The sequence below is a fragment of the Empedobacter brevis NBRC 14943 = ATCC 43319 genome (genome assembly GCF_000382425.1).
Classification (GTDB): domain Bacteria; phylum Bacteroidota; class Bacteroidia; order Flavobacteriales; family Weeksellaceae; genus Empedobacter; species Empedobacter brevis.
This window is the reverse complement of the sequence record NZ_KB908296.1, coordinates 75,434-101,188: the sequence shown is the minus strand read 5'-3', so window position 1 is coordinate 101,188 and position 25,755 is coordinate 75,434. Positions and strand designations below refer to the sequence as shown.

The following is a 25,755-nucleotide window of genomic DNA, read 5'->3' as shown; positions in this document are numbered from 1 at the left end:
AATATTTTGTTAGAAAACCAATCTATCAGCAACACCAATAAGATCAATCTCTATTTTTTTTATCTTTTTTATAAAATCTTTTTCTACAAATGGAAGTGGAAGATTCTGAATACCATCTTCCCATCCTGATACTTTCACAATATAGTTACAGTCCTTATAATTAGGCACAAGTATAATACTCTCTTTGAAAAGATTTGATAAATCTACTTCATTTTTTTGAGAATCAGATTGATTTGGTGTATTTTTAATGATATGATAATCTATTTTATTTGCTTCATCCAACCATTCATAAGTCTCGAAATAGTAGGTATGATCATCTAACCAGATATCCAAATCATTGATACGCTGAAATCGCGTATCAAAAGTAGAATTAAGATGGAAAATAAATTGTGTTGAAGTATTAAAACTAGAATTTACGCCTATCAGATGAAAATCTATCCAATCATCATATAAGAGTAATTCTGCCATTCTACTATACTTTTTCTATTTTCTTTTGTAGCGAATAATAAGCACGTTTTGCTGCGCTTTCTTCCGCTTTCTTTTTTGAAGTTCCCCTCCCTTTTGAGATGACTTTATCATTGAGACGAATGACAGACACAAAAACCTGAAGATCTTCAGCATTTTGCTCCTCAAACGTATTGAATCTTATCGTATTTCTCGTTTTCTGACTCCATTCCAAAATCAATGATTTATGACTTGTAATGGTATGTTCCAAACGGTCTAAATCCGCATAAGGGTCAATAATTTTGACTTGAATAAACTTCTGCACTGCATCTATTCCTCCATCTACGTAAATCGCCCCAACCAAAGCTTCTAACATGTCTCCATTCACATCTTCTCCTAAGTTATTGTGGTTATTCATTGGATCTAAATAATCCAATAGACCAAGCTGTTTCGAAACAGCATTCAATTGTTTACGAGAAACTATTTTTGAGCGCATTTTTGTTAAATAGCCTTCTTGCTGACCTGGTGCTTTATAGTATAAGTGCATTGCTGCAGAAGCACCAAGTAATGCATCTCCTAAAAACTCTAATCTTTCAAAATTTATACTGTTTCCGTTTTCATCTTTTTTCTGAGCCGATCTGTGCGTAAATGCTTCTTTAAAAACCTCAACATTCTGAGGAGTATAACCCAAAACCGACTTCAAAAATCTCAAAAAAGGATCAGATGAATTTGAATCACCACGATGATTTTTAAAAGAAAATAATTTTTTTAAGAAAGACATTACTTATACTTCTTAAATATCACACAAGCATTGTGACCACCAAAACCAAACGTGTTACTCAATGCGTATTCTACATTTTTCTCTTTGGCTTTGTTAAATGTATAATCAATTTTTGGATCAAGATTTTCATCATCCGTAAAATGATTAATCGTTGGTGGAACAACACTGTTATTGATTGCTCCAATAGTCGAAATCGCTTCGATAATTCCAGCACCACCCAATAAGTGACCTGTCATTGATTTAGTCGAATTGATCTGAATATTGTATGCGTGTTCTCCAAATAATTTTTGAATAGCTTTAGATTCAGCTATATCCCCTAATGGAGTAGAAGTTCCGTGCATATTAATATGATCGATATCTTCTACGTTGATATTTGCATCTAATAAAGCTTCTTTCATCACATTCAATGCCCCAATTCCTTCCGGATGTGGTGCTGTAATATGATGAGCATCTGCTGTCATTCCTGTTCCTACTAATTCAGCATAAATTGTAGCCCCACGTGCAATTGCATGCTCATACTCTTCTAAAACAATACATCCTGCACCTTCTCCCATTACAAAACCATCTCGGTCTTTGTCAAATGGTCTAGAAGCTGTTTGCGGATCGTCATTTCTAGTTGATAACGCATGCAAAGCATTGAATCCTCCAATACTAGATGCTGTAATTGCAGCTTCCGAACCTCCTGTAACTATTGCTTCAGCTTTTCCAAGTCTTAATAACATGTAAGCATCAATAATTGCATTTGTTGAAGAGGCACAAGCCGAAACAGTTGTATAATTAGGTCCCATAAGACCAAATTCCATTGAAATATGACCAGGTGTGATATCTGCAATCATCTTAGGGATAAAGAAAGGATTGAAACGAGGTGTTCCATTTCCTGTAGCATAATTAGAAACTTCTTCTTCAAAAGTTTTAATTCCACCAATACCAGATCCCCATATAACACCTATACGCTCTTTGTTTGCATTAGCAGCATCTAAAATACCACTATGTTTGATAGCTTCTCTTGCAGCCACAATTCCCAATTGGGCACAACGATCAATCTTGCGCGCTTCTTTTCGGTCAAAATGGTCTTCAATATTGAAGTTTTTGACCTCACAAGCAAATTGTGTCTTAAAAAGAGTTGCGTCAAAAAGCGTAATAGGCGCAGCGCCACTTACACCATTCACTAATCCATCCCAATACTCTTGGTATGTATTTCCGATTGGTGTCAGCGCGCCTAAACCTGTTACTACTACTCTTTTTAATTCCATAAAAATTAGGAACTATTACTTGTTTAAGTCTTCGATGTATTTAACAGCTTGACCTACTGTAGAAATTTTTTCTGCTTGATCGTCTGGAATTTGGATGTCAAATTCTTTTTCGAACTCCATGATTAATTCTACAGTGTCTAATGAATCAGCTCCTAAATCGTTAGTGAAACTTGCTTCTAGAGTAACTTCGCTTTCGTCAACTCCTAATTTATCTACGATAATTGCTTTCACTCTTGATGTAATGTCAGACATAATTTTCTAATTTTAATTGTTGTAAACTAGTGCAAAAATATAAAACTTATATTAAATACAAGCTTTTTTTTATATGCACGCATAAGAACTTACAAATATAACGTGAATAAATTTTTACGAAAACGTTTAAGTGAATGACATAAGTCAAATTTTTCACGCTTTTTTTTATTGTAACTTTGCACAAAGTTTTTACCTTTAATCTTATAAAGATACTATAAAATCACAAAAATGAGCATAGAATTGGCATCTTACGGAATAAAAAATTCCAAAATCAACTATCAATTATCTCCTGAAGAACTTACCAAGAAGATGGTAGAGTTAGGACAAGGAGAAATTACTTCTTCTGGAGCAGTGAATATGCTTACAGGAGAATTTACAGGACGATCGCCTAAAGATCGTTTTATTGTAAAAGACGAAATTACAGAAGATAACGTATGGTGGGATGGAAATATTAATATTCCTTTCGATTCTGAAAAATTTGATGCGCTGTATGACAAAGTTGTTGCTCACTTAAGTAACCGTGAAGTTTATGTACGCGATGCTTTTGCTTGTGCAGATGACTCATACAAAACAAAAATCAGAGCGATTACTGAAACTCCTGCAGCTAATTTGTTTATTTACAATATGTTTATCCGTCCAACAGAAGAAGAGTTAAAAAACTTCGGAGATTCTGAATGGACGATTATTAATGCGCCAACTTTTGTTGCAAATGCAGAAGAAGACGGGACAAGACAACACAATTTCTCGATTCTAAACTTCAAACGCAAAATCGTTTTGAATGGTGGAACAGGCTATACAGGAGAAATGAAAAAAGGAATTTTTTCTGCATTAAACTTTATTATGCCAGTATTTAGAAAAACTTTGCCAATGCACTGTTCTGCTAACTCTGGTGAAAACGGAGATACAGCCATGTTTTTTGGTTTATCCGGAACAGGTAAAACAACCTTATCCGCTGATAAAAACAGACGTTTAATTGGTGATGACGAACACGGTTGGACTGAAGACAATACTGTATTCAATTTTGAAGGTGGCTGTTATGCAAAAGTAATCAACTTATCTCCGGAAGGTGAACCTGAAATTTTTGCAGCGATTAAAGACGGAGCTTTATTAGAAAACTGTAAATTGGTTCAAGGAACAAACGAAGTAGATTTCACAGACACTTCTATTACTGAAAATACGCGTGTTTCTTACCCGATTGATTATATCGAAAATATTGCCGTTCCATCTGTTGGGAAAAATCCTAAAAATATTTTCTTCTTATCTTTTGATGCTTATGGTGTTTTCCCTCCAATCGCAAGGTTAAATCCGGATCAAGCTGCTTATTTGTTTATTTCAGGATACACATCTAAGGTCGCGGGTACAGAAGCTGGTGTTACAGAACCTCAAACAACTTTCTCTACATGTTTTGGCGCACCATTTATGCCATTACATCCAACTAAATATGCAGAAATGTTAAGTGATAAAGTAGAGAAAACAGGTGTTAATGTTTGGTTGATCAACACTGGATGGAATGGTCAAAAACAACGTATGTCTTTAAAAGATACACGTGCCGTTATTAATGCTGCACTGAATGGAGACCTAAATAATGTCGAGTTCAGAAAAGATCCATATTTCGGATTCGAAGTTCCGGTTGCTATTGAAGGTGTTGCACAAGAAAAATTAAATCCTGCTACATCGTTTACAACTGAAGAAGCTTATAAAGAAAATGCTCAAATATTAGCTGCTAAATTTAAAGAAAACTTCAAAAAGTTTGAGGAATTTGCAACTGCTGATTTATTAGCCGGTGGACCGACAATTTAAAAATTGACTTTCAAATAAAATAAAAAAACCGAGCAATTTGCTCGGTTTTTTTATTTCTAATCTATTCTAGATATAGATTACATTTTTAAATAAAAATCTTTTGTAAGGCTGATGTATTCGTTGGTGTATTGATGACGTTCTCGTTCTATTACCAACTCTTCTTTTCTAACTATTCGCTCTTGAAAACTAAATTCCAATAAGACACGTTTAATTGGTGAACTAGAATTTCCCTTTACATAAACTATTCTAGATAGTTTTAAATCATTCTGAGCGGTTTTCTCACAAAAAATATCCATTTGGTCGTATGGAATAATAAAGTTTGCTACACCTTCTTTATGAAGTAATTTCGCGGATTTTTCTATTAACTCCGCAAAAGTTAACGTTTCTTGTTGACGAGCCTGCTTGCGTGCATCAAAATCAACCGAATTATTAACGGTAAAAAATGGAGGATTACTAACAATTAGATCATATTTTTTATCATTTGAATAAACTTGAAGTGATGTATTCTTTATCTTTAATCGTTCAGAAAAAATAGAATGCTCGAAGTTTTCTTTCGCTTGCAAAAAGGCATCATAATCAATTTCTATTGCGTCTACTCTTGAGTTTGGAAAACGTTGTGCCAGCATCAAAGAAATTAAACCGGTGCCAGCCCCGATATCCAAAATATTATCTCCTGTTTCGAGATTTGACCATGCCCCAAGTAGAACTCCATCTGTTCCTACTTTCATTGCGGTTTTATCTTGAAAAATTTCGAATTGTTTGAATCGAAAAGGTTTTCTATTCATTGTAAGGAATCAAAATATAAAACGTTGTCCCAACTGAAACCTCTGTTTCAAAACGAATTGTTCCATCGTAATCATCTATAATTTTTTTGACCATTGGTAAACCAATCCCCATCCCACTATTCTTCGTTGTAAATTTTGGAACAAAAATAGAGTCTTGAGATTCTACCGGAATTCCATCCCCATTATCTTTTATACTGATATGCAGAAAACCATCTATCAGTAGAACATCAACTTTTACTTTTGCCTTACGTGATTTGGGAATAGATTGAAATGCATTTTTCGTAATATTGGTGATAACCCTGTTTAAATATTGTTTATCAAAATGCATCATAATGATTTCGGGAGAATAATTGAATTCAATATATTCCATTGGAAACACATACAGTGTATTTTTTATCACATCAATCACATCAATTTTTTCATCATTACGAGAAGGCATTTTTGCAAAGTCAGAAAAAGCTTCTGCTATTGCTGAAATGGTATCAATTTGTTGCAATAAAATATTTCCTGTACGCATTGTTTTTTCTTCAATATCAGGATCATTTGGGTCAAATCTTCGCATGTAATTCTGAATCATCAATCGCATTGGAGTTAATGGATTCTTAACTTCATGTGCAACTTGTCTCGCAAAATCTCGCCAAGCCTCTTCTCTTTCTTGTTTGGCTATTAAATCGGATTGATCTTTTAAACGATACAACATATCATTGTAAGAATCGACCAAAACTTTGATTTCGTCATTTCCGTCATAGCGAATAGGCATATTGTTTACAATAACTTCTGTCTCCCGAATGCGATCTGCAAATGACCAAAGTTTATTCAGTGTACGTTTTGTAACAAAATATACCGCTAATGTTCCAAACAACAAAATCACGCCAAATGCTAAACCATAACTTCCTATCAATGTAAACATATCCTGCTGCAAAAAGTCTTGATTTGACTGATACGGCAAGCATAGAATAGCTATGTTTTCGTTGTAATAGTTTTTGATATTACTATAAGACGAATAAATGTCATTTTCATTGTTCGTATCTTTATTCGTTACGATAAAATCATTTGAGTCTTTGAGTTTATCGAGTATTTTTTGAGGTAAAACATCATAAGTTGTAGAAACGGGTTGTGTCGTTAATATTTTATTTCCCCTCAGATCATAAATCACAATATCTGTTTTGTTGATATCCCCTATTCGAAGAAATCCATCTTCCAAAATAGTATGAATATTATTCTTGGTTGCGACTCCAGGATAATTATCCATTTCGTAATCTATTGCAGATTCTACCGCTCTTACTTTTCTTTTTAGAATATCTTCATGATATTGTTTTGTTTGTTCATTAAAATGATTGGCTGTAATTAACAGGATTGCTCCAGCCGTAAATAACAAAATCGTTACCATATAAATGATAATACGAACAGGCAGCGATAGGTTATTTTTTTTTCTAATCATTTTTATTTTTGGAATAATCTTTTGACGTATTTTCCTAATATATCAAATTCTAAATTCAACGTATCACCAACTTGCAGGTGATTCAAATTTGTAAATTCCCAAGTATATGGAATAATCGCGACAGAAAACTGACCTACTTTACTGTCTACAACAGTCAAACTAATTCCATTAAGACAGATCGATCCTTTTTCTACTGTAACATTCCCTGATGAAGCCTCATCATATTCTACAGTAAGAAAAAAACTTCCGTTTTGGTTTTCAATTGAAACAATTTTTCCTGTCTGATCAACATGTCCTTGAACAATATGACCATCGATACGTCCATTGAATTGCAAACATCGTTCTAAATTAATCAAATCGCCATCTTTTAATGTGTTAAAGTTTGTTTTTTGAAGTGTTTCCTCTATAGCAGTGACTTTATAAAGATTATCTTTAAAATCAACAACAGTTAAACAGACTCCATTATGAGCAACGCTTTGATCAATTTTTAATTCATCACAAAAATCAGCCTCAATCCATAAGTGTAAATTTGACTGATCTTTCTCTGTTTTAATAAGCTTTCCAACTCCTTCAACGATTCCGGTAAACATGATGATATTTTTTGTGAAAATAATAATTAATTTAAACTTATAAAATGAAAAAGGGATGATTTTAAAACATCATCCCCTCAAATTTATTTTTCTACTATTTTTTTACTCAACAGTAACTGATTTTGCTAAGTTACGAGGCTGATCTACATTCTTTCCTAACTTAACAGCAATCCAATATGACAATAATTGTAAAGGAATCGCAGTTAAAATCGGAGAGAACTCTTCTGCTGTTTCAGGAATTACGACAAAATCATCTGCCATTCCTGTTACCTGCTCATCACCTTCATTTACAATTGCAATTACTTTAGCGCTACGAGATTTAATTTCCTGAATATTAGAAACTACTTTTTCGTAATATCCTTTTTTCGTCGCAATAACAATTACCGGCATATTTTCATCCAATAACGCAATAGGTCCATGCTTCATTTCTGCTGCCGGATATCCTTCTGCATGGATATACGAAATTTCTTTTAATTTTAATGCTCCTTCTAATGCAGATGGATAATTGTATCCTCTTCCCAAATAGATCGCATTTCTATTGTCTTTGTATTTATCTGCAATTTGATCGATAACTCCCTCACAGTTATCTAATATTTGTTGAACCAATTCAGGAATACGTTCTAACTCGCGAGTTAATAAGTTGAATTTCTCTGTCGATAATTCTCCATTGTGTTTTCCTAATTTTAAAGCAATTAAAGCCAAAATTGTTAATTGAGCCGTAAAAGCCTTTGTTGACGCTACTCCAATCTCCGGTCCGGCATGTGTATAAGCACCTGCATCTGTAATACGAGCAATCGAAGAGCCAACAACATTATTAATTCCGAAAATAAATGCTCCTGCTTCTTTTGCTAATTTAAGCGCAGCTAAGGTATCTGCTGTTTCTCCTGATTGAGATATAGCAATCACCACATCATGTTTATTGATAATCGGATTACGGTAACGGAACTCAGAAGCATACTCAACTTCCACTGGAATACGGGCAAAATCTTCAATCATATATTCTGCTACTAAACCTGCATGATAAGAAGTTCCACACGCTACAATGATAATACGTTTAGCATTCAAGAATTTTTCTTGATGATCCCAAATACCGGCCATTTTGATTACTCCTTCGTCTACGAGTAAACGACCACGCATTGTATCACGAATTGAACGAGGTTGTTCATTGATTTCTTTTAACATGAAATGCTCATACCCTCCTTTTTCAATTGCCTCTATATTCAATTGTAACTCCTGAACATCTAAAGAAACTGCTTCGTTATTTTTAATCGTACGTACATCAACTTCTTTGTTTAAAGTAATTGTTGCCATATCGCCATCTTCTAAATACACAGCATCTTTAGTAAATTCAATAAATGGAGAAGCATCAGATGCTACAAAGAATTCATTTTCACCAATACCGATTGCCAATGGAGACCCTAAACGTCCTACTACAATTGTATTTGGTTGTTCTTTATCTAAAACAGCAATTGCATAAGCTCCTACCACTTCATTCAAAGCTAAACGAACTGCATCTGTTAAGTTTAAGTTCTGCTCATCTTGAAATAATTGAATAAAGTTTACCAAAACTTCCGTATCGGTATCGCTGTGAAAAATATATCCTTTCTCTGCCAGCAATTGTTTGATTGCTTCATAATTTTCAATAATTCCATTATGAACTAAAACCAAGCGTCCATTGTTCGACATATGCGGATGCGAATTTACATCATTTGGCACACCATGTGTAGCCCAACGTGTATGTCCGATTCCCAAATGAGGTGTTTTATCTAAGCTTACTGACTTTTCTTCTAAATCAGATACTTTTCCTTTTGTTTTTACCAATTCAAAATCTGTCCCGGTAGAAAGGACCAAACCTGCACTATCATACCCTCTGTATTCCAGTCTTTTTAGTCCATTTATAATAATTGGGTACGCTTCGCGATGACCAATATATCCTACAATTCCACACATAACGTTATATAGTATTTTTAAGTTAAATCCTTATTTTTTTGAATAATATACTAACAATTTTAATTTTTTAGCATCATCCTCCGTTTTATTTCCATGCAACACAACTCTATAAGGATTGTATGCTCTATTATTTTGATATGGATTTGTACTATTGATTGTTGTTGCATCAGAAACTGATGTTATAAAATTACCCATTGTAATGTACATCACTTGATCTTTAAATTCATTTCCTTTTTCTAACATACTTTTCAAATGTTTCGTAATGTCAATCGTATAAAAATCCGTTTTTCCTGTTACTTTAGGATTAAAATGTACAGAATTAGGATATGAATTGTAGAACTCTAAAACATCAGCATACAATTCACTGATTTTTTTATCATCTTTCGTATAGTTATTCCAAGCAACTAAATATGGAGGTTTAGGAAAGCCATATGAATCATCAATATAGAATTTTAATTTTGCCCCAAGAATGGTAATGTTACTTTCAGTCATCTCAGTTTTTAAATCATTCAATTGTTGTGAATCTATTTTTAACTGGGCATAATTTCCACTCATTCCACTTAAATACAGTCTTGCATCACCTGCAGTAGTATCTGGTTCTACCGTAGAATAAACAGATCCTGTTGTGTTATTTACAATCTGAGAGGCAATTATATTGGCATTATTTGCTGTGCCTGAATTCCATTGATTGGTAAAATCAAATCCATATGTTACATTCAAACGCTCTTTATAATCTTTGTCCGAATCTTTTTTAGGTGTAGGATTTTTATACGAATAATACATCTTCAAGTCAATTTTATTCGGGTTAAAATTGACAATAAATCCATTCGATTCTTCTACAGAAAACTCTAATCCTTTTATATTTTCACGAATAAAGGTTGCATAATCAGACAATAAGCCTGTTTTAGCATTTTTAATTATCTTTTCATCAAAATAGTCTTTATCTAAGGAAACTTTATATCCTGCTATCTGTTCAGAAATATTACTAGAACCGTTTCTTTGTTTGACAACTTTACCAATAACAGTATTTCCAATTGTTGCAGTACCAATAACTCTCTCATTCGTTGAGATTGGAGATTCTTTACCGTTTAATGTTGAAAAATATTTAGAATCTCGGTATAAAATAGTATTAATATCCTTAATTTTCAACGTCATTTTCAGATCTTTATTTCCATATAAAGAATCTACAGCATATTTTGTTGTAATCTGAATTGTATCTGTTTCACCCGGTTTTTCACCCGGTTTAGATAAATTGATTGTGTCTTTAGAAATAGGATCTTTTGTTGTATTGTAATAAACCGGAATAATCAAGTTAACAGAATCTACTTTTGTTTCTGTACCAAAATCCTGATCTCCTATAGATGACGGCCTAAGCTGTGTATAGAACTTAGAAGATGTCGATCCAAAAATAGGTTCACTATACACGCCAAAAGCACCATTTTGTAATACAAACCTATCTGTACGAAGTGTATCAAATTCAGCATTAAATGCAATAACGTCCAATGATTTTACATTTCCGTCTGCCTCACCACCAATTACATTGTTATCTAATCCTAATGTTTCGTTTTCACACGAAACAACTGCTCCCATTCCAATCATCATTGCAACAGATACAGAAAGGACATTCAAAAATTTTTTCATTAACCTCAACGGATTTTAATTAGAGTTCATTACTTCCTCGCTATAGAAGTTGTTATACACTTCTTTTGCTTGCTCTTTTGAGCAATAATCTAATAAAGGAATATTTTGTTGGTTGATATAGTTTTTAACATTTTCAGGAATTATTTCTTCTCCTTTTGCTACTGCATCAGCATAGTACAAAGAAGCCTGGATCATTCCTAAATGTGTAGGTTTTTCTAAGTATTGTTTTACATCAGCTTCTACATTATCGAAAGCCAATTTTTTCACCAATTCATTGTCCAATTCACCTTCAAACTCGTTGTCAAATAATGAGACCACAACTTTGGCGTCTTGAAAAAACGGATCATCAGAATAGTATTTTTTCAGATACAACGGAACCAAACTAGACATCCACCCCATTACATGAACAACATCTGGTTTCCAGTTTAATTTTTTTACGGTCTCTAAAACTCCTTTTGCAAAAAAGATTGAACGTTCGTCATTATCAGAAAATAAACCATTATCTTCTCCATAAATCTCTTTGCGTTTAAAATACTCTTCGTTATCTATAAAATACACTTGTAGTCTTTCCCCTGGCACTGATGCTACTTTAATGATTAAAGGTTGATCCAAATCATTAATAATCATGTTCATACCTGAAAGTCGTATTACTTCATGTAATTGGTGTCTTCTTTCGTTAATTGCTCCAAATCTTGGCATAAAGATTCTTACATCTGCACCACTACTTTGCATGATTTTTGGCAAATCTAATGCTTGTGAAGACATCGGATTTTCAGGAAAGTAAGGTACCATTTCTGTTGTTACATACAATATGCGCTTTCCTTCCATAATTTCTACTCTCTTTTCCTAATGAATAATAAGGTACAAATTTACAAAAAAATGTTGATATATTATTTGCTTATAGTAGCTTTGCCAGATATTAGTTTTTTTTTAACATCAATGTTATGGTTATATTTAACGAAAAGGAAAAATTAACTCCCGCAATCGTCGAGTTAAAAAACCAAAACAAAACCATTGGATTTATCCCTACAATGGGCGCTCTGCACGAAGGACATATGTCTTTGGTAAAAGCATCTAAAGCTCAAAATGACTACACAATCGTTAGCATTTTTGTCAATCCTACTCAATTTAATAATCCGGAAGATTTAGCAAAATACCCTCGAACTGAGGAAAATGATAAAGAATTGTTAATGAAAAATGGGTGCGATTTTGTCTATATGCCGACTGTTCATGATTTATATGCTGCAAACGAAGGCGCAAAACATTATGATTTTGGTACAATTGACAAAGTAATGGAAGGCTCATCTCGTCCGGGACATTTTGATGGAGTTGCAACAATTGTATGCAAATTATTCAAAGCAGTACAGCCAACAAAAGCCTATTTCGGGGAAAAAGATTTTCAACAAATTCGAATCATTCAGGAAATGGTCAAACAAGAGAATTTAGATGTAGATATTGTTCCGATGCCAATTTATCGTGCTGATTCCGGTTTAGCTTTTAGTTCTAGGAATGCTCGATTATCACACCAACAAACAACTGACGCTCCACAAATTTATGAGATTTTATCTAAAGCTGTTGAGCTAAAAAAAGGAGGAAAAGATGTTGCCGAAATTAAAGTATTTGTAGAGAACGAATTCAAAAATTCTCCATTCGAATTAGAATATTTTGAAATCACAGATGAGGAGACATTATTGTCTATTCAACATTTTTCTGAAGCGAACCATATTCGAGGATTTGTCGTTGCTTATGCCGGCGATGTTCGTTTAATCGACAATATACAATTCTAAAATAAAATTTAACACAACCTTGAAATGATTTGAAAATTATTGGAATAGGTTTTGAAATTCATAAGTTCAGCGTAACTTTGCAAAATTATGATGGTAGAAGTTTTTCACTCTAAGATACACAGAGTTAAGGTAACAGACGCAAAATTAAACTACATTGGAAGCATTACAATCGATGAAGACTTGATTGATGCGGCAAATATGGTAGTAGGACAAAAAGTACAAATCGTTGTTCAGGAGAACGGGGAACGTTTTGAAACCTATATTATTAAAGGAAAACGTGGAAGTGGTGAAATTTGTTTGAATGGACCAGCGGCACGCAAAGTACAAGTAGGTGATACGATAATTATTATTACGTATGCGATGATGGAGTTTGAAGAAGCTAAAACATACGAGCCTACAATTGTTTTCCCTAACGAGAGCAACCTATTAAATTAAGAAATTAATTTTTAAAACATAGAATGAAGAGTAAGATTAAACAATCGCTCTTCTTAATCATTGCTTCATTGTTAGCTGTTTTTTTTATTGTGATAACAGTGAAGCAAATTGATTTCGAACGAGTTGCAGAAGTTTTAAAACAAACCAATTATTTTTGGATTTTTGCATCTATGGCAATCAGTATTTTAACGTACTGGATACGTGCCGCTCGTTGGAATCTTCTTTTAAAACCTATGGGCTACCACACCCAAACCTCATCAGGTTTTTGGGCAATTGCTTTTGCTTATTTTATGAATTTGACCATTCCTAGAAGCGGTGAAGTAGCTCGCGCGACAAGTTTTTATAAAATGGAAAACGTTCCATTCGAAAAATCTTTTGGAACAGTTGTACTAGAACGAGTAATAGACGTCTTATTTTTGGGATTTGTTTTTGGATTAACTCTTCTCTTTAATTATGAAACTTTTATCCGTTTTGTTGAATTGGGTCATAGCGAAAAAGCACATCACACGAATACAGAACCTTCTTTCCTAAACTATTATATCACCTTAGGAATCATTATTTTAGGAATCATTTTAATTATCTTCTTTCGGAAAAAAATGACTCAACTCGCATTTTTTGATAAGATTAAAACTTTTTTCTTAGGACTATGGGAAGGAATAAAATCGATTTCAAAATTAGAAAAAAAAGGATTATTTCTTTTTTATTCTTTTGCGCTTTGGATTTGTTATTTCTTGATGACTTATCTTGTCTTTTTTGCTTTTCCTGATACCAAAGAATTTGGAATTCCTGAAGGATTATTTTTATTAATTGCCGGTTCCTTAGGAATGATTTTACCTGTTTCAGGAGGCTTAGCTTACCCTTATATCATGTCCATCGCTTTTTCAGCCGTTTATCTTGCCAAAGGTGGTGATCAACATGAAGGAAGAGCAATTGGTGATTATTTTGGATTGATTCTTTATATAGCTCAAGTTATTTCGATGATAAGCTTTGGATTAATTGCAATTTATAAAATAGCTCGAATCCGGAGAGATTCAACAGTATAACTCCATTTATTCGAATTCATTCATCCGTAAATTTTCTGTTACATCATTTTATTGATCTGCAAAGATTTATTTTATAAGAAACCTATTTCGTTATCATTCCTAAATATTTAGGCGCTTGTTCTTCTAATATTTCTGTTATTTTGTCGTATCTATTTTCCTTTACAAGTTTCTCCAATTCGAAATTACTATAACAATATGTCACAAAGTCTGTAACTTTCCCTTCCGGAATTTCAAGGTTGTCGATAAAATAATTGCGGGTAAAATAATTTTCTAAACTTTTTATTTTATCTACCCTTTTAAAATACAGATCTTGTTGTTTTGCTTTTTTCTTTTGTCCTGTAATGATAGAGATCCATTGTGTCGGATCCATCAATCCATTACTATTTAGCATGGATGATGCATTAGGATTAACCTTATGATATTGCATATTTGGATTAAGCCCCAACCCTTCGTACAATTTTGTAACTGAGGTCTTTTCAACTTTTACATTCTTTTTCCAATCTTTGTTTAACGTATTTATTCTCGCTTCAGTTAATTCAATTGTTTCAATATTCAAATGAACGGTAATCATCCCTTTTGTTAAGATATCAGCTGTTATTTTCAATGACCTTTCTTTGTAAAAATCATGTGTAAAAACCAATTCATCTCCTACAGAGGCTTTAATCGAAAACATCCCTCTGTCATTGGTAAATGTTTTGGCATTTGTCATCTCATTGGTAATCATAATACGGTCAACAGCATCTTGTCCAATCACTCCGTCATCAATTACAACCTTTCCTGTAATCAAAGTCGTTTGAGCAAATGTAAAAACACTGATCAAAGCAATTATTATTGTGTAAAGAGTTCTATTCATTTTCTTTTATTTTTGAACGATATCCTGGCGCTTGTTCTTCTAGTATAAAAAGAATTTCATCATAATTGTTTTCTTCTAACAACTTAGAAAAATTAAAATTCGAATAACAATAATCTAAAAATTCAGTGATCTTTCCTTCCGGAATTTTTAAATCATGTACAAAATAATATGTTGTATAAAATTGATGAAGAGCAGCTAGTTGTTCTTCTTTTATTTTCTTTTCCGGAATAGTATTCTTTATTTTTTTATGCGATTTTGTAAGCAACCCAATCAAGCCTATTACACTAACACCTCCTACTTGTTTGATCGTTCGATTCACTTTCTCTTCTTCTCGCTTCAGATTTAATTGTGCTTTAAACTCCGAAGAACTTATACCCATTTCATCATTTATTCTTTCTTGAAACGATTTGTTTTTTCCTAAATTTTTGAGCAGATCTCTATTTAGCTTCTGAATATTCGCTTCGGCCAACTCTATTATCTCCTCATTCACATGAATCGTTATAAAACCTTTACGAAGCATCGTTTCAGAAACATTCAATCTTCTTTCTTGAATCCCGCTATGCTTTACCAACAACTCATCATTTAGATGAACTTTTATCGAGAAAAGTCCGCTAGTAGTTGCTACTGTCTTCGCATGAGTGTTTAAATTTTCTATCGTTGCTCCATTCAAATCTATGATTTCTTCCGCATCATCCACTATAATCTTACCCGAAATTAGGATTGATTGTGCATGTATCGAAATCGTTAAAATAAAAAATAAACTAAAAAGTAAAATTCTTTTCATCAGCCTTCTAATCTGATTTAAAAATAATAGAGAAATGAATTAAAAATCAATATTTAACTCAACTTTATCTAAAGTTTATTATTTGTTAAAAAACCATTTTATAATTAACGTTTTTTAGTTGTTGTATTAAAATTTTTCACACTTATAGCTCCATATCTTGTCGCGATAAAACATTATTTTTGTCTAAATTTGAAACTATGGCTAAAACAAAAACGACCTATTTCTGCCAAAACTGTGGCACGCAAACCTCTCAATGGATGGGACAATGCAAAAGTTGTGGCGAATGGAATACCATTGTGGAAGAAATTGTGGACAAAGGCGACGAAAAAAAATCGTGGAAAGAAAAATCGGACAAAAAAGAGAAAACTTTTGCACTGAATATTCGCGAAATAAATCCGTTGGGAGAAATTAGAATTTCGACAAAAAACCAAGAATTAGACAGAGTTTTAGGCGGCGGAATTGTTCCTGGATCGGTGATTTTGGTTGGTGGTGAACCAGGTGTTGGAAAATCGACGTTAATGTTGCAAGTTGCCTTAAAATTAGATACGATTAAAATCTTATATGTTTCCGGGGAAGAATCTGTTTCTCAAGTAAAGCTTCGTGCGGAGCGAATTGGAATAGAATCAGATCAATGTTTTATTTTACCTGAAACCAATACACAGAAAATTTTTGCTCACGCCAAAGAAATTCAACCTCAGCTCATTGTTGTCGACTCGGTACAAACGCTTCAAACTTCTTATGTTGAATCGTCTCCAGGAAGTATTTCTCAGATCCGTGAAACAACTTTTGAATTAATTCAATATGCAAAAGAAACCAATACGCCGATTATTCTAATTGGTCATATTACGAAGGAAGGTGTCATTGCAGGACCAAAAATTTTGGAACATATGGTGGATGTTGTGTTGCAATTTGAAGGAGATCGCAATCATATTTACCGTATTTTGAGAGCGAACAAAAACCGATTTGGTTCGACTGCAGAAATTGGAATTTATGAAATGCAAGGTGCAGGATTGAGAGAAGTTACCAATCCGTCCGAAGTATTAATCACTAAAAAAGATGAATTGCTAAGCGGAAATGCAATTGCAGCAACTCTCGAAGGTGTTCGTCCAATGTTAATTGAAATTCAGGCATTGGTTTCTACAGCTGTTTACGGAACTCCACAACGTACCGCAACAGGATTTGATGCAAAACGGCTGAATATGCTACTGGCTGTTTTGGAGAAGCGGGCAGGTTTTCGGTTAAACATGAAAGATGTTTTCCTGAATATTACCGGAGGAATCCGTGTAGATGATCCTGCAATTGATTTAGCTGTAATCGCTGCAATTCTTTCTTCGAGTGAAGATTCTGCTGTTCCCGATAATTGCTGTTTTGCCGGTGAAGTAGGTTTGAGTGGAGAGATCAGGGCTGTTAACCGTGTTGAGCAGCGAATTACAGAAGCCGAAAAATTAGGTTTTGATGCTATTTTCATTTCAAAATACAACAAAATAAAGGATACGGATTACGGAATTAGAATTGTTCGTATTTCAAAGGTGGAAGATTTGTATCGAATGTTATTTCAATAAGAGTATTAAATATTTGTTCAACAGATCAATTAATACGTATTTTTTTATACTTTTATTTGAAAACTAAAAAACATTATTATGGATTATTCAAACCAATCAAATTTAGATTATAACCAACCCCCACAATCTTCTTTCGAAGAAATAAAACCAAAACCGGAAAACAACCTTGTTTTGGCCATTATAGGAACTGTTTTAGGTCTTTGCTCTCCTTGTTGTGTAGGAACCATTGTTGGGATTGTTGCTATTGTTTTTGCAAATCAGGTCAATACAAAGCATACTATTGGTGATTACACAGGTGCGGAACAAGCCGCAAAAAACTCTAAAATTCTAGCTTATATTGCTGTTGGTTTAGGAGTATTAGGTGTTATTATTAATGTTGTGATGTTAGTTACAGGAGGAATGGATGCCTACATGGAACAATATAAAAGTATTTTAGAAAGTTCTGGCGGAGGAAGTATTGATGACTAAAATAAAAAGATGAAACGGATTTTGGTTTATGGTTTAGCCACATTAGCACCTCTTTTGGTTATTGTATATTTTTACAGTTATTACAGCAACCAAAGTCCGTTTTCTATCAAATGTATGTTTCATGAATTAACGGGCTTGTGGTGCCCCGGTTGCGGAGGACAACGGGCATTTTCTTTACTTGTACACGGGCATATTCTGCAATCATTACGGTACAATCTTTTGCTTCCTTTTGCACTTTACATTTGTGCACAACTCTATTATTCGATCATTGGAAATATCTTTTTAGGAAATACAATGACAGGTAAACTACATCTTCCTGCAAATTTTGCGCGCAATTTTCTGATCTTCCTTTTGGTTTATTCTATTTTAAGAAATATTCCGATTTCTCCTTTTATCTATTTGGCTCCAGAAGTTTAATTTTTATGTACTAATAGCATAATTAATTTCAGCCTGATATAAAGATTTGCGAGTTGATAAAACAAAAAAATCAGAGCAACTTATTCCTCTGATTTCTTATTTTCTGTTTTTGAACGACTAGACTCTTCTCCTTCTTTCAGTTGTCCTTTCTTAATTCTGTTTTTATCCGAATCGGCAGCGTCATTTGGCAGCGAAACAGGTTGGTTTGCTTCTCCTAATACCCATGTTTCCTCTGCACTCCACATCGCGCGTATCTTAATTGGTTCCGGATACAGATAAATTGGTTCCGGTTGTTTCCCTGATAAATAATCACCCGTATCCCATTTACCATTCTCATTTTCATCAACCAGTAGCCTAAATAAATATTCTCCCGGCTCAATAAAATTGAATTCGAAATAATTTTTGTTGGCAGGATTATATAATTCTTCAATTACAGTATAATCTTTATCCGTTTTCAAAAATTGTAAAATGAAGGGTTTATTCGGTGCATTTTGAACCGTTAATTTCAAATGTCCAAAATCTCCGCGAGTTCCCATTTTTATCGGATAGGCAAGCGTATCATTTTTTTCCCCTAAAACATCTGTTACTGCATTTGGGTACATATTCACTTCAAATTTTTCATCCAGATTTTTATCAAATACAAAGCTTAAGCGTTGAGCTGTTATCGAATCGATTGAAACTTTGAAAGGAATTGAAACAGAATCCTTAAATACATGAATTTTAGAAACATCAACGGCTTGAATTGGAGCATTTGCTTGAATTTGAAAATCTTTATTCGGTGCTAATTTTTGATCATTCAACGGTTTAAACTCCAATTTACGCTCTGTATTTGATTTCGTATACAAGGCACTTACTTCATCGACTTGATCTTTATGTTGAACGTTAAAATTCAGCTTGGCACTTCTTCCTGAAATTGTGTCAACCTTTGGATTGAACCAAAAATTAATCGAATCTTGTTTTGGAAACTTTTGTATATAAGCTGTTTTAAATTCTTTTGTTACGGATGTTATCGATACATCATCAGTCGCTCCTGCAATTTTGAAAACAATCAGACCTTGTTGTTTAAAACTAGCTTCCGGTTTACGATAAGCTGGTTTTTGATTAAATAAATTAAGGTTAATTTCCTGATTTTTTTTCACTTCAATCGGTTCATTATGAAAAGCCAAGCGTTCTTTCCCATAATCATACATCACATTTTCTACTTTGTCTTCAAATGCAATTAACTTATATTTTCCTGCTGCCAGATAATTTAACTGGTACTCGCCTTTATCATTAACACGCGCAATGTAATAAGGTTTTTTTTGTAGAATAACACTGTCTTTATAAGTACTATCTACTTTATATAGCCCGACCAATATTTTTTCAGGTAACTTGAAATCATAAGACGAATTTACACGCCCCGTAACCTTCAAAGAATCAATAAAACTCCCTGTAGAAAAAACATACTGAAAATTCGAAAGTTTATTATTTTCATTAAAATCTTGAATCGCATCACCAAAATTGAAACTGTAAGTTGTATTTGGTAACAAAGGTTCTTGAAATTTTATCGAAATATTTTTCTTTGCCAATGCTTGCGGAGTTACAATTGGCGGTATTTGAAATGATGGTGAAACAACCACATTTTTGCTATACTCTTTCAAAAGAATATACTCGTCAAAAGTTATTGTCACCTCTTGCAGATTGACATCCACATTTGTTGCCAAGGTGTCCGGATTAGCTTTTATAAAAACCGGAGGAGTTTCATCTTTAGGTCCGCCTGTAGGTGAACCCTGTCTTGCACAAGAAATAACCAGTAAAATGGTTAACATCAAAAGCGAAAAACGTGTCGTCTTATTCATGGGCGCAAGTTAAGAAAAAGCTTGTTATTAAGCACAAGTAATGGTAATTACACTTATCTTAAAATTATCAGAAAGATTAAACTTTTTAACAGCAGAAGCAATTGTTGCCCCAGTCGTCAAAACGTCATCTACCAAAATATAATGTCCAGGCTGCAAATTGGAATTGATTTCAAATGCGTTTTTCAAGTTATTTAACCGGTGAGTTTTATCTTCGTTTACCTGTGAAGAATGGTATTTTGTCCGGATTAATCCATCTGAAAAATAATTGATTTGATTGATTTCTGCCAATTGACGTGCAAAACCTTCTACTTGATTGTACCCTCTTGTTTTCAAGCGTTTAGGATGAAGGGGAATAGGAATGATGCCATCGTATTCTCTCAAATCAAACGTGATGAGTTGTGCTAAATCAATTCCAATCTCAGGACGATTTCTGTATTTCATCTCATGTAAAATGGCTGGCGTTGTATTGTAATGTTTAAATTCTAACAAAGAAAAAACTTGTTCTACCCGGCAATGATTTCTCAATTTGGTGTAAGCCATATTGTTTTGATCAAATTCCCAATGAGTCAAAACGAGTTTGGTTGAACATGAAACACACAGAAACTGCGAAGGTTGAATAATGTTTTGACAATTCAAACACCGCATCGGAAAAAATAAATCAATCAAAGAATTTACGATTGTTTTGATTTCCATTACCTTTGCAAATTAAAGTTTAGTATTAAATTTAATGAAAATCATTCGACTTACAAAAGCTTTTACGTTTGAAACTGCACATGCTTTGCATGGTTATGACGGGAAGTGTAAAAATATACATGGGCATTCGTACAAATTATTTGTAACAGTAAAAGGTGTTCCATCAGAAGATCCAAACGATGTTAAACTTGGAATGGTGATGGATTTTGGAGATTTAAAGAAAATTGTGAACAAGGAAATTGTTCATCTTTTTGATCATGCCATTTTATTGAACGAGAACTCTCCGCACAAAAGTTTAGGAGAAAAGTTATTAGCAGAAGGACACAATGTTGTCTTTACTGATTATCAACCATCTGCTGAAAATATGATTTTGTGGATTGTGGAGAAAATAAAGCCGCTTTTACCAAAGAATATCGATTTGGTCGCTTTGAAATTACATGAAACTGAAAACTCTTACGCAGAATGGTTAGCGGAGGACAACCAATAACAATTCAGTTAGAAGCGAATAAAAAAGTCTATTTTTCATCGGATCATCATTTTGGCGCTCCGAATGAAAAAGAGAGTTTAGTACGCGAAAAACTGTTTGTAAAATGGCTTGACGAAATAAAGGACGATTGTGGTGTTTTATTTCTGATTGGAGATTTATTCGATTTTTGGTTTGAGTATAAACATGTCGTTCCAAAAGGCTTTGTTCGTGTTTTAGGAAAGTTAGCTGAAATTTCGGATCGTGGTATTCCCATTTATTTCTTCGTCGGAAATCATGACTTATGGATGAAAGATTATTTGGAAGAACAGATTAACGCTATTGTTTTCCGGGATAAGCAAGACTTTATCATCAATGGGAAAGAATTCTTTATTGTTCATGGAGATGGAAAAGGACCTGGTGACAATGGTTACAAACGCATGAAAAAAGTCTTTACAAACAAAATTTGTCAATTTCTTTTTTACCTGTTGCATCCGGATTTAGCGATGTGGTTAGGCATTACGGTTTCCCGAAAAAATAAGATGATTTCGGGGGATGAAGATGTTCATTTTCTTGGGATTGATAACGAATGGCTTATCATGTACAGCCGCAAGCAATTGAAACGAAAATATTACGATTACCTTGTTTATGGTCACCGTCATTTACCAATGGAAATTGCCATAGGCAAAGCGCGGCACATTAACCTTGGTGATTGGATCAACTATTTTACCTATGGTGCTTTTGATGGAAATAAATTCGAATTAAAAACTTACTTCAGTAATCAAGGAGAAGAATCTAGGGATTCGATCATAAAAATTATAGATTAGCAAGCAAATCATAAAAATCCAAAGAAGTGCTTCTTTTAGCCATTCTATTTTTGGTTTGCTTTCGCTAAAAAATCTTGTTAGCATAATCATGATACTAAACCCTAAAAAAGCAAGGTAAGTGTCATTATTACCTCCATATAATAGATATGTAATCAGAATTGCAAGGAACATAAGATGCATCAATAAAAAGATTCTTTTCTTTTGTGCAGTCAGTTTATTGATATTCTTGAAATGGTTGACAATCGAATAGATTAAAATGATAATTACAGGAATTAAAAACAATTGTTTTAACTCGAAATGTATCATTCTCAACATCAATTGCTCTTTGTAAAAGTTTAACATAAAATAGTAGTCAAGTAGAAAACTTACCTGCGCAACAATTAATATTGGAAGAATAAATCCTAAGATTCCAAGTATTGGAATTTTAGGCTCTACAACTCTTAGCGTCAAAAAGTAAGTAAACACTACAGCTCCTAACAAAATAAGCGGCGGATTCAGTAAAATGGCAAAACTCATAAAAACACCTATATCAAAGGCATTATATGTATCGTTTTTTTCTGACTCAAAGTAGAGTAATTGTGCTGTAACATAAGTTATAAGCAGTAAGCTTCCTGAAATCCGATAATCCGATAATCCGGCTATGAATGGCATGATCCATAAAATATACACAAATGTCGAATAGGAAGAAGTACTGATTAAATCGTTTCGATAATCTGTGTATCCCACAAAAGCAATCGTTAAAAGTGTAAGAATTGCTCCTAATTTTTCTAAATTACTCAGGTCAATACTGTTAAAATTCGCTGCTCCAAACAGCGTAAACAGTATGATGATAAAAATCTGTATAAAAAAATTCCTTTTGCCAAGTAGATTAACCAACATTTTATTAACTTTGATGCAAATTAAGCAATAAACTAGGATATGGGAATTATAACTGATTTATTTTTTGCGATTGGTGATTTTTTTAAATGGACTTTCGAAAATTTATTATCTCCTATAGGAGTTATTTTCGCATGGTTATTTACAATCATTGGTACAGCATTAATGGCTTGGTGGTTAGTAAAAATCGCTAGCTTTGGAACCGAAAATGAAAAGAAATACAACAGATAATTTATCATTGTTCGTATAAAAATATATTTTCGAATTTTTTCGAGAAACCTCTTATAAAATTTATAAGAGGTTTTTTTATTCGGTTAGATCATATCGCATTTTCATCTCCTTTGAAAACCAATACAACCGTCTGATAAATAATTTGTATATCTAAAAGAATTGACCAGTTTCGTACATAGAAAATATCGGTACGTATACGATCTTCCATATCTTTATCACAATCTATTGCACCTCTATAACCTTTTACTTGTGCTAAGCCCGTTATTCCTGGTTTGACATAATTTCTAAGATTATACTTTCTTATGATTTCGCTATAGTACATATCTTGCGATATCATATGAGGTCTTGGTCCTACAATAGACATATCTCCATTTAAAACGTTAAAGAACTGCGGCAATTCATCCATACTTGTTTTTCGAAGAAAATTTCCAATTCTAGTTATTCTATTATCATTAACGACCGTCGCCTTTATAGAGTTCGTTCCATCATTACGCATCGTTCTGAACTTAAAACAATCAAATTCTTTTCCATTGAGCCCTCTTCTTTTTTGTATAAAGATTATTGGCCCTTTTGAATCTAATTTGATTAATAAAGCGATAATTGGAAATAACCAACTTAAAATAAACACACACACAAACGAAGAAAAAATTATGTCAAATAAGGTTTTTATTATTTGACTTGAGTAATGATCTAAAGGATGTCTTCTTATACTATAAATTGGCATAGTGTCAAAATAATCAATTTTCAAACTCAATAATTTTTCTTCAAATGAAAAAGGTATAAAGAATAACTCTAAATGATACTTTTCACTAAGCTCTTTTGCGAATACATACACATCTTGATTATTGTTCGGGTTTTGTGCAATATAAATTGATTTTATGTTATTTTGAAGAATTAAATCTTCATATTTTTCAATTCCTTCATTTAAATGTAAAAATTCTATATGCATTAATATATTTACCCCAAAATCTTTTCGTTCTTCCGTTATTTTTTTAAATTTTAAAACATTACTATTATAACCAAAAATCATCACATTCGTGATATAATTACCTTTTTGAAAAATTTTCTTTTGCAATAAAAATGAAATTAGTTTCACTAAAAAAATTAATAAAAATGTACTGACTAAGTAAACAAATATTAACTCTTTTGATAATAAATCTTCATTTTTTAATCCTGAAATAGTAAAAACTATAAATGAAAAAGGTAAAAAAACTTTGAATAAACTTGTTAATATTCTATAAAATTTCCAAAATCTTAGATTATAAAATTTAAAATTATAAGACAACAGAAACCAACTTATTAAAATTAAAATAAATGCTTTATAATGCAACCCTAGCAGTTCATTATAAGTTGGAACAATATATTTTATATGTAATTTATACTGTATCTTTAATAAGACTAAAAGCACTGATGTTAGAATAATACTATGTAAAATTGCTTCAATTAGAGTAAATCTTCTTTTTAACTGCATTTTGATTAGAACCAATCTTTTTGAATAAGATTGATGGTATTTATTTGATTAAAATTTAATTTATAACAAATTTACATTATAAATATTATTCCTCTATATACATATTTTAAGTATATTTGGCTAAAATTAACATTTCTTATAATAAAAAAGTATGGATAAAGAAAAAACTAATCAGGAAATAGATTTATATGTTTTATGGCAATATTTTTTATCAGTGGTTAATAATTTATTTTCTTTATTTTTTAGAGTCATTAAATTCTTCATTAAACATATTTATATTGTTACTACTTTAATTGTTTTAGGTTTTGTAGTGGGATATTTTTTAGATCTAAATAAAAGTAAAAAGTTTGAACATCAAATTATTTTGATTCCAAATTTTGAGAGTTCAACCTATTTATATGAGTATATTTCAAATTATAAATTATCAAAAGATTCACCTATAGTTAAAGTTGACATTGAACCTATAATAGATGTATATCAATTTGTTTCTACAGATGGCAATTTAAAAATAGCTGAATACCTTAGTGAAAATAATGTAAATATTATTAATCATAATAAGGGTGGCCAAAGTGAAAAGATTTACAAATACCACTTACTTACTATAACAACAATAGGTAAAGATAAAGGCGAAAGAATTATAAAATCTTTCTTATCTAAATTAAATAGTCAACCCCATTTTTTAAAAGCACAACAAATTTCAAAGAGAAATACAGAACTTAAAATTGTAGAAACTTTGGCTTCTATCAAAAATACTAATGGTGTTTTTGAAAAATTAAGCGGTCTTCAACTTGCTCAAGGAAAAAGTGATCTAAATATTGAGATGTATCCTGATATTAATGGTTTATTATTAAGTAAACAAGGGTTGGTAGATCAAATTGGTAGATTAAAATTAAACCAAATTGAGCAAACTAAAACTTTTTATGATATTTCTATACTATCAGATATAGAAGTTAAATCTATACCATATAAAATTATTTTCCCACTATTATTTCTTTTCTTTTTTACAATAATTGTAATTTATTCAAATAAAAAGAAGATTTTTTTACAAAATTAACTCTTAACTCTTGTGT

27 protein-coding genes are annotated in these 25,755 nt (G+C 32.4%); 11 read left to right on the top strand and 16 right to left on the bottom strand.

Annotated elements, in window-relative coordinates; genetic code table 11:
* Nucleotides 1-9: 9 nt before the first annotated feature.
* From H277_RS0110450 to H277_RS0110435, 4 genes are read right to left on the bottom strand one after another with little or no spacing between them, the layout of a single operon-like run.
* A complete protein-coding gene (locus H277_RS0110450) occupies nucleotides 10-468 on the bottom strand; it encodes an IPExxxVDY family protein (protein ID WP_019975544.1) in 459 nt (152 codons plus the stop codon).
* A gap of 4 nt (nucleotides 469-472) precedes the next feature.
* Nucleotides 473-1,225 (bottom strand): ribonuclease III, encoded by a 753-nt coding sequence (rnc, locus tag H277_RS0110445; RefSeq protein ID WP_019975543.1) that lies wholly within the window; start codon nucleotides 1,223-1,225, stop codon nucleotides 473-475.
* Nucleotides 1,225-2,478, bottom strand: coding sequence for a beta-ketoacyl-ACP synthase II (gene fabF / locus H277_RS0110440; RefSeq protein WP_019975542.1), 1,254 nt, complete (start codon nucleotides 2,476-2,478; stop codon nucleotides 1,225-1,227). Before fabF ends, rnc begins: the two co-directional genes overlap by 1 nt.
* A gap of 15 nt (nucleotides 2,479-2,493) precedes the next feature.
* Nucleotides 2,494-2,730, bottom strand: a complete 237-nt coding sequence (locus H277_RS0110435; protein ID WP_019975541.1) for an acyl carrier protein — start codon at nucleotides 2,728-2,730, stop codon at nucleotides 2,494-2,496.
* Nucleotides 2,731-2,958: 228 nt separating this feature from the next.
* Here H277_RS0110435 and pckA point away from each other — a divergent pair, with 228 nt between their 5' ends.
* Nucleotides 2,959-4,530 (top strand): phosphoenolpyruvate carboxykinase (ATP), encoded by a 1,572-nt coding sequence (gene pckA, locus H277_RS0110430; RefSeq protein WP_019975540.1) that lies wholly within the window; start codon nucleotides 2,959-2,961, stop codon nucleotides 4,528-4,530.
* Nucleotides 4,531-4,607: 77 nt separating this feature from the next.
* Here the strand turns inward: pckA and H277_RS0110425 are convergent, their stop codons facing one another.
* The 6 genes from H277_RS0110425 to H277_RS0110400 all read right to left on the bottom strand — a co-directional run bounded on the left by H277_RS0110425 (nucleotide 4,608) and on the right by H277_RS0110400 (nucleotide 11,765).
* Nucleotides 4,608-5,315: a tRNA1(Val) (adenine(37)-N6)-methyltransferase gene (locus tag H277_RS0110425; protein WP_019975539.1), complete on the bottom strand. Its 708-nt coding sequence runs from the start codon at nucleotides 5,313-5,315 to the stop codon at nucleotides 4,608-4,610.
* A complete protein-coding gene (locus H277_RS0110420; RefSeq protein WP_033422667.1) occupies nucleotides 5,308-6,756 on the bottom strand; it encodes an ATP-binding protein in 1,449 nt (482 codons plus the stop codon). The genes H277_RS0110425 and H277_RS0110420 overlap by 8 nt, the downstream gene beginning before the upstream one ends.
* A gap of 2 nt (nucleotides 6,757-6,758) precedes the next feature.
* On the bottom strand, nucleotides 6,759-7,346 hold the full coding sequence (locus H277_RS0110415; RefSeq protein ID WP_019975537.1) for a riboflavin synthase: 588 nt from the start codon (nucleotides 7,344-7,346) through the stop codon (nucleotides 6,759-6,761).
* 102 nt (nucleotides 7,347-7,448) lie between these two features.
* A complete protein-coding gene (gene glmS, locus H277_RS0110410; protein WP_019975536.1) occupies nucleotides 7,449-9,296 on the bottom strand; it encodes a glutamine--fructose-6-phosphate transaminase (isomerizing) in 1,848 nt (615 codons plus the stop codon).
* Nucleotides 9,297-9,326: 30 nt separating this feature from the next.
* On the bottom strand, nucleotides 9,327-10,937 hold the full coding sequence (locus H277_RS0110405; RefSeq protein ID WP_019975535.1) for a DUF4270 family protein: 1,611 nt from the start codon (nucleotides 10,935-10,937) through the stop codon (nucleotides 9,327-9,329).
* 15 nt (nucleotides 10,938-10,952) lie between these two features.
* Nucleotides 10,953-11,765, bottom strand: coding sequence for a glycogen/starch synthase (locus tag H277_RS0110400; RefSeq protein WP_019975534.1), 813 nt, complete (start codon nucleotides 11,763-11,765; stop codon nucleotides 10,953-10,955).
* A 116-nt stretch (nucleotides 11,766-11,881) separates the two neighbouring features.
* On the opposite strand from H277_RS0110400, the gene panC reads away from it, so the two are divergent.
* From panC to H277_RS0110385, 3 genes are all read left to right on the top strand, one after another.
* A complete protein-coding gene (gene panC / locus H277_RS0110395; protein ID WP_019975533.1) occupies nucleotides 11,882-12,724 on the top strand; it encodes a pantoate--beta-alanine ligase in 843 nt (280 codons plus the stop codon).
* 87 nt (nucleotides 12,725-12,811) lie between these two features.
* On the top strand, nucleotides 12,812-13,159 hold the full coding sequence (panD, locus tag H277_RS0110390; RefSeq protein WP_019975532.1) for an aspartate 1-decarboxylase: 348 nt from the start codon (nucleotides 12,812-12,814) through the stop codon (nucleotides 13,157-13,159).
* Between the two features lie 23 nt (nucleotides 13,160-13,182).
* Complete coding sequence (locus H277_RS0110385) at nucleotides 13,183-14,202, top strand: lysylphosphatidylglycerol synthase transmembrane domain-containing protein (protein ID WP_019975531.1); 1,020 nt, start codon at nucleotides 13,183-13,185, stop codon at nucleotides 14,200-14,202.
* Between the two features lie 82 nt (nucleotides 14,203-14,284).
* On the opposite strand, the gene H277_RS0110380 is transcribed toward H277_RS0110385, so the two are convergent.
* Both H277_RS0110380 and H277_RS0110375 read right to left on the bottom strand, forming a co-directional pair.
* Complete coding sequence (locus H277_RS0110380; protein ID WP_019975530.1) at nucleotides 14,285-15,055, bottom strand: hypothetical protein; 771 nt, start codon at nucleotides 15,053-15,055, stop codon at nucleotides 14,285-14,287.
* Complete coding sequence (locus tag H277_RS0110375; protein ID WP_019975529.1) at nucleotides 15,048-15,839, bottom strand: hypothetical protein; 792 nt, start codon at nucleotides 15,837-15,839, stop codon at nucleotides 15,048-15,050. Before H277_RS0110375 ends, H277_RS0110380 begins: the two co-directional genes overlap by 8 nt.
* Before the next feature lie 197 nt (nucleotides 15,840-16,036).
* On the opposite strand from H277_RS0110375, the gene radA reads away from it, so the two are divergent.
* From radA to H277_RS0110360, 3 genes are all read left to right on the top strand, one after another.
* The gene (gene radA, locus H277_RS0110370) at nucleotides 16,037-17,401 is read left to right on the top strand and encodes a DNA repair protein RadA (protein WP_019975528.1); all 1,365 of its coding nucleotides are present in this window, start codon (nucleotides 16,037-16,039) and stop codon (nucleotides 17,399-17,401) included.
* A gap of 78 nt (nucleotides 17,402-17,479) precedes the next feature.
* Nucleotides 17,480-17,869 (top strand): CD225/dispanin family protein, encoded by a 390-nt coding sequence (locus tag H277_RS0110365; RefSeq protein WP_019975527.1) that lies wholly within the window; start codon nucleotides 17,480-17,482, stop codon nucleotides 17,867-17,869.
* A gap of 9 nt (nucleotides 17,870-17,878) precedes the next feature.
* The gene (locus H277_RS0110360; protein ID WP_019975526.1) at nucleotides 17,879-18,286 is read left to right on the top strand and encodes a DUF2752 domain-containing protein; all 408 of its coding nucleotides are present in this window, start codon (nucleotides 17,879-17,881) and stop codon (nucleotides 18,284-18,286) included.
* 80 nt (nucleotides 18,287-18,366) lie between these two features.
* Here H277_RS0110360 and H277_RS0110355 read toward each other — a convergent pair whose 3' ends face one another.
* Nucleotides 18,367-20,124, bottom strand: a complete 1,758-nt coding sequence (locus H277_RS0110355) for an Ig-like domain-containing domain (RefSeq protein ID WP_019975525.1) — start codon at nucleotides 20,122-20,124, stop codon at nucleotides 18,367-18,369.
* Between the two features lie 27 nt (nucleotides 20,125-20,151).
* Complete coding sequence (locus H277_RS0110350; protein WP_019975524.1) at nucleotides 20,152-20,817, bottom strand: ComF family protein; 666 nt, start codon at nucleotides 20,815-20,817, stop codon at nucleotides 20,152-20,154.
* A 34-nt stretch (nucleotides 20,818-20,851) separates the two neighbouring features.
* On the opposite strand from H277_RS0110350, the gene H277_RS0110345 reads away from it, so the two are divergent.
* Together H277_RS0110345 and H277_RS0110340 are read left to right on the top strand one after the other, a co-directional pair.
* Complete coding sequence (locus H277_RS0110345; RefSeq protein ID WP_019975523.1) at nucleotides 20,852-21,304, top strand: 6-pyruvoyl trahydropterin synthase family protein; 453 nt, start codon at nucleotides 20,852-20,854, stop codon at nucleotides 21,302-21,304.
* Entirely contained in the window at nucleotides 21,280-22,107 is an 828-nt protein-coding gene (locus tag H277_RS0110340; RefSeq protein ID WP_019975522.1) for a UDP-2,3-diacylglucosamine diphosphatase, read from the top strand. Before H277_RS0110345 ends, H277_RS0110340 begins: the two co-directional genes overlap by 25 nt.
* On the opposite strand, the gene H277_RS0110335 is transcribed toward H277_RS0110340, so the two are convergent.
* Nucleotides 22,042-22,986, bottom strand: a complete 945-nt coding sequence (locus tag H277_RS0110335; RefSeq protein ID WP_019975521.1) for a DUF6427 family protein — start codon at nucleotides 22,984-22,986, stop codon at nucleotides 22,042-22,044. The two genes, H277_RS0110340 and H277_RS0110335, sit on opposite strands and share 66 nt — an antisense overlap.
* Before the next feature lie 39 nt (nucleotides 22,987-23,025).
* Here H277_RS0110335 and H277_RS0110330 point away from each other — a divergent pair, with 39 nt between their 5' ends.
* Entirely contained in the window at nucleotides 23,026-23,214 is a 189-nt protein-coding gene (locus tag H277_RS0110330) for a hypothetical protein (RefSeq protein ID WP_019975520.1), read from the top strand.
* A gap of 88 nt (nucleotides 23,215-23,302) precedes the next feature.
* Here the strand turns inward: H277_RS0110330 and H277_RS0110325 are convergent, their stop codons facing one another.
* The gene (locus H277_RS0110325) at nucleotides 23,303-24,685 is read right to left on the bottom strand and encodes an exopolysaccharide biosynthesis polyprenyl glycosylphosphotransferase (RefSeq protein WP_019975519.1); all 1,383 of its coding nucleotides are present in this window, start codon (nucleotides 24,683-24,685) and stop codon (nucleotides 23,303-23,305) included.
* A gap of 151 nt (nucleotides 24,686-24,836) precedes the next feature.
* On the opposite strand from H277_RS0110325, the gene H277_RS0110320 reads away from it, so the two are divergent.
* Entirely contained in the window at nucleotides 24,837-25,739 is a 903-nt protein-coding gene (locus tag H277_RS0110320; RefSeq protein WP_019975518.1) for a hypothetical protein, read from the top strand.
* Nucleotides 25,740-25,755: the final 16 nt, after the last annotated feature.

Bases quoted from the DNA above. Each gene is read 5' to 3' on its own strand.
- H277_RS0110340 (WP_019975522.1), top strand. From the start codon at position 21,280: ATGGTTAGCGGAGGACAACCAATAACAATTCAGTTAGAAGCGAATAAA.
- panC (WP_019975533.1), top strand. From the start codon at position 11,882: ATGGTTATATTTAACGAAAAGGAAAAATTAACTCCCGCAATCGTCGAG.
- H277_RS0110375 (WP_019975529.1), bottom strand. From the start codon at position 15,839: ATGAAAAGAATTTTACTTTTTAGTTTATTTTTTATTTTAACGATTTCG.
- glmS (WP_019975536.1), bottom strand. From the start codon at position 9,296: ATGTGTGGAATTGTAGGATATATTGGTCATCGCGAAGCGTACCCAATT.
- H277_RS0110380 (WP_019975530.1), bottom strand. From the start codon at position 15,055: ATGAATAGAACTCTTTACACAATAATAATTGCTTTGATCAGTGTTTTT.
- H277_RS0110320 (WP_019975518.1), top strand. From the start codon at position 24,837: ATGGATAAAGAAAAAACTAATCAGGAAATAGATTTATATGTTTTATGG.
- H277_RS0110415 (WP_019975537.1), bottom strand. From the start codon at position 7,346: ATGTTTACCGGAATCGTTGAAGGAGTTGGAAAGCTTATTAAAACAGAG.
- pckA (WP_019975540.1), top strand. From the start codon at position 2,959: ATGAGCATAGAATTGGCATCTTACGGAATAAAAAATTCCAAAATCAAC.
- H277_RS0110330 (WP_019975520.1), top strand. From the start codon at position 23,026: ATGGGAATTATAACTGATTTATTTTTTGCGATTGGTGATTTTTTTAAA.
- H277_RS0110325 (WP_019975519.1), bottom strand. From the start codon at position 24,685: ATGCAGTTAAAAAGAAGATTTACTCTAATTGAAGCAATTTTACATAGT.
- rnc (WP_019975543.1), bottom strand. From the start codon at position 1,225: ATGTCTTTCTTAAAAAAATTATTTTCTTTTAAAAATCATCGTGGTGAT.
- H277_RS0110350 (WP_019975524.1), bottom strand. From the start codon at position 20,817: ATGGAAATCAAAACAATCGTAAATTCTTTGATTGATTTATTTTTTCCG.
- H277_RS0110420 (WP_033422667.1), bottom strand. From the start codon at position 6,756: ATGATTAGAAAAAAAAATAACCTATCGCTGCCTGTTCGTATTATCATT.
- H277_RS0110385 (WP_019975531.1), top strand. From the start codon at position 13,183: ATGAAGAGTAAGATTAAACAATCGCTCTTCTTAATCATTGCTTCATTG.
- H277_RS0110435 (WP_019975541.1), bottom strand. From the start codon at position 2,730: ATGTCTGACATTACATCAAGAGTGAAAGCAATTATCGTAGATAAATTA.
- radA (WP_019975528.1), top strand. From the start codon at position 16,037: ATGGCTAAAACAAAAACGACCTATTTCTGCCAAAACTGTGGCACGCAA.
- H277_RS0110450 (WP_019975544.1), bottom strand. From the start codon at position 468: ATGGCAGAATTACTCTTATATGATGATTGGATAGATTTTCATCTGATA.
- H277_RS0110425 (WP_019975539.1), bottom strand. From the start codon at position 5,315: ATGAATAGAAAACCTTTTCGATTCAAACAATTCGAAATTTTTCAAGAT.
- H277_RS0110360 (WP_019975526.1), top strand. From the start codon at position 17,879: ATGAAACGGATTTTGGTTTATGGTTTAGCCACATTAGCACCTCTTTTG.
- panD (WP_019975532.1), top strand. From the start codon at position 12,812: ATGATGGTAGAAGTTTTTCACTCTAAGATACACAGAGTTAAGGTAACA.
- H277_RS0110365 (WP_019975527.1), top strand. From the start codon at position 17,480: ATGGATTATTCAAACCAATCAAATTTAGATTATAACCAACCCCCACAA.
- H277_RS0110335 (WP_019975521.1), bottom strand. From the start codon at position 22,986: ATGTTGGTTAATCTACTTGGCAAAAGGAATTTTTTTATACAGATTTTT.
- fabF (WP_019975542.1), bottom strand. From the start codon at position 2,478: ATGGAATTAAAAAGAGTAGTAGTAACAGGTTTAGGCGCGCTGACACCA.
- H277_RS0110345 (WP_019975523.1), top strand. From the start codon at position 20,852: ATGAAAATCATTCGACTTACAAAAGCTTTTACGTTTGAAACTGCACAT.
- H277_RS0110355 (WP_019975525.1), bottom strand. From the start codon at position 20,124: ATGAATAAGACGACACGTTTTTCGCTTTTGATGTTAACCATTTTACTG.
- H277_RS0110405 (WP_019975535.1), bottom strand. From the start codon at position 10,937: ATGAAAAAATTTTTGAATGTCCTTTCTGTATCTGTTGCAATGATGATT.
- H277_RS0110400 (WP_019975534.1), bottom strand. From the start codon at position 11,765: ATGGAAGGAAAGCGCATATTGTATGTAACAACAGAAATGGTACCTTAC.